Annotated in this window: 1 protein-coding gene and 1 tRNA gene; one reads left to right on the top strand and one right to left on the bottom strand. The window is 54.1% G+C overall.

From position 1 onward, the window contains the following. The coding region (locus ACEN2J_RS20635) for a TniQ family protein (protein ID WP_442108613.1) at positions 1-1,824 on the top strand (1,824 nt) is incomplete at its 5' end. Positions 1,825-2,141: 317 nt separating this feature from the next. Here ACEN2J_RS20635 and ACEN2J_RS20630 read toward each other — a convergent pair. Then, positions 2,142-2,215: transfer RNA gene (locus tag ACEN2J_RS20630), tRNA-Arg, on the bottom strand. Positions 2,216-2,717 lie beyond the last annotated feature (502 nt).

Here is a 2,717-nt window from a genome sequence, read left to right as displayed (position 1 = left end):
ACGACACGCCAACCTCAGTGGCCTCAAAACCGGCCAAGATGGTTGTCGCTCGCGGACAAGGTGGTTGACGCTCTACAGTTCAGCCTAAAACGCGTTATCAACCTTGATGATCTGACATTAGAACAGCTCTCCGAACTTGGGGACCTCGACAAGGACGCGCTTGAAGAAATGCTGTCCTGGACTGGTAAAGCGGTCGGGAACGTCCGGATGGTGTTTCGAGGTGAGGTATTCGTCTCGCGCGCGCTCAGAAATCCAAAGATCAGATGCTGTCCTCATTGTTTGCGCGAGGATGCGATGAGCAATACGGGTTCCCCCTTGTCCTCCATGGTGATGCGCGGAGATTGGCAATTGCGGGCGGTTAGCTATTGCCTCCGCCATAACCGCCCGCTGGTGCCGCTTTGGGAACGGAATTCACCCACCGAACGGTATGACATCGGGGCCCGCCTTGGAGAGCGCATGGGGGCCATCCTGAACGGACATCTGGACGCGCCCCAGAGACTGCCTTCTCCCCATGATCTATGGCTGGATGAGCGGCTTGAGAGCGGCAAAGACCTAACTTGGTTGCACAATCAAACCCTACATGCCGCGACAACCTTTTGTGGTCTTTTAGGGACCGAGCTCCTTCGGCTGCAAAAATCCCCTCTGGTAGACGAAGCAGAATTCAATTCTACCGCACAGGCTGCTGGATTTGATGTGGCCGCGCGCGGTCCTGAGGCGATCCGTGAAGCCTTGGATCAGCTGGCCGCGCGAGCCTCAGGCCATAATGATGAGCCCAAGAAGGCCTTTGGCAATTTATATGCGACCATGTCGAGGGCCTATTTGCATGAGCCTGACTTTGCGGTGTTTCGAGATATTCTTAGGGAATGCATTCTCGATATCTGGCCCGTTCCGGCGGGGACTTTGGTTTTAGGAACGATCTTGCCGGAGCGGCGCTTGCATTCTGTCAGCCTAGCTGCCCATGAGGTTGGCATCGGCACAACGTTGATGGAACAATTCTTGGTGCATGCCAGAGCGATTTCAGCGGACGATGGTCGACCTCAGGCGCGCAAGACTTTTGACCCATCGCGATACGCCGACCTGTTGACCGAAATCCCAACGCTGGTCGGCCCTATAGAAATGCAGGCCTTGATGGGCGCGACCCGAGTTGAATTCCGGACGCTCGCCCAAGACAATGTCCTAATCCCTCGCATAGACATCCCATCGGTCAAGTTCCCGTGGCGCCCATCAGATGGTGTGGACCTTGTTGCGATGCTTTTCAAACAGGCAGTTATGCTGAATTCGATTCAAACGGGCTGGGAGAGCCTGCAAAGAGCGAGGCTCCGTGCCGGGGTCAGCCTCTCTACAATAGTTGGCGCGATACGGGATGGGCAGGTTCAGGTAGGGCACGTCAGGGGCCGCGGCGGCTATCGCGACCTGTTAGTGCTGAAAGTTGAGATTGATCGTCTCGCTGGGGCAATGGAAGACGGCCAAGGCCCTAAACCGTTGTTGCCGGAAGACGTCATCACCACGGCGGCGGCCTTTGGGCGGTCTGTCGGTATACGAGACGGAGGGCGGTTTGCGGCGTTTGTTGCCGCAGGCCATGTTCCGGCATTACAATTGCCGCATCCTAAAATCGGCGGATTGCACTATTTCATGTCAAAAGCCAACATCGCAGCATTTCATGAGCGATTCCTCACTTTGACGACCATGACCCAAGAGTTTGGGTCCCACCCGCAAACGCTCTTGGCCAAGGTCAAAGCCGCTGGCGTGAAACCTTTTGCGCCGAAGGGCGAGGAATACGGGTTTTTATATCTGCGCATAGATATCGAGACGGCTCTCGACTGATTCCAATTTTCTTAAGGTTGTCATCCGCGCCTGCTTTTTGAATCTGTCTCATCGATACCAAAGCGCAACAAATTCGGGCCTCGGTGCAACATCAAGAGTCGTAGCTATCAACCCTGTCAGATCTGCGGTCATCGTTCATGCGATCCCTTTGATTGTAGGGAGGTCATCTCTAGCATGATGAATTGATCATTTTAAATTGAAAGCCATTAAAAATCAAGTACTTAACTTGCTCACTCCTCTGCGGAAAATCACCCGCAGAAAAGTTATGGTGTGATTCCAGGAAAAGGTATGGTGTGACTGACAATTGGCACACCGCGCGGCCCCTGAAGGACTCGAACCCTCGGCCGTCCGCTTAGAAGGCGGATGCTCTATCCAGCTGAGCTAAGGAGCCTGCGGTGCACACCGCACGTTTAAACGATTGGCGAAGATAGCACAATCGACGTTCGACACGTTCTGTGCACGTTAACGCGCTGCTAACCTTGATTGGTGAATGACTGAGCAATTCTGGTTCCCTGATCGCCTTGCGGTTGCTACCCTTCGTGTCAGTAGGGTACGATGCACCTATACATGTCCGGCACGCTGGTCTTGTCCCGCTTTTGTGCCGTTCCTTTGATTGCGTAATGTTCGTTTCTCTCACCTATCATTTCTCGTTTACTTTTCGATTTATTGAATAGCCAGCTCGCTGGCCCTTTGACAGGTTGAACCAACATTCGATCCAGCCATTGGTCTCGCGGCGTTCTGAATTGTTCGATCCCGATAGTCATGGCCTCATGGCCCGCGGCAGGCTGTGCCCTATAGGTGCCCAGTAGCCTGTCCCGAGTTATTGTCAAATCTGGTGTTTGAGGCTTGTCGGTCATGCGGCGATCTGGTCTGGGGTTGTGGCTTCAATTCCG

The organism is Pseudorhodobacter sp. W20_MBD10_FR17 (assembly GCF_052119765.1).
Classification (GTDB): domain Bacteria; phylum Pseudomonadota; class Alphaproteobacteria; order Rhodobacterales; family Rhodobacteraceae; genus Pseudorhodobacter.
Note: the sequence above shows the minus strand (reverse complement) of the source record. Positions and strands in the feature narration are given on the sequence as shown.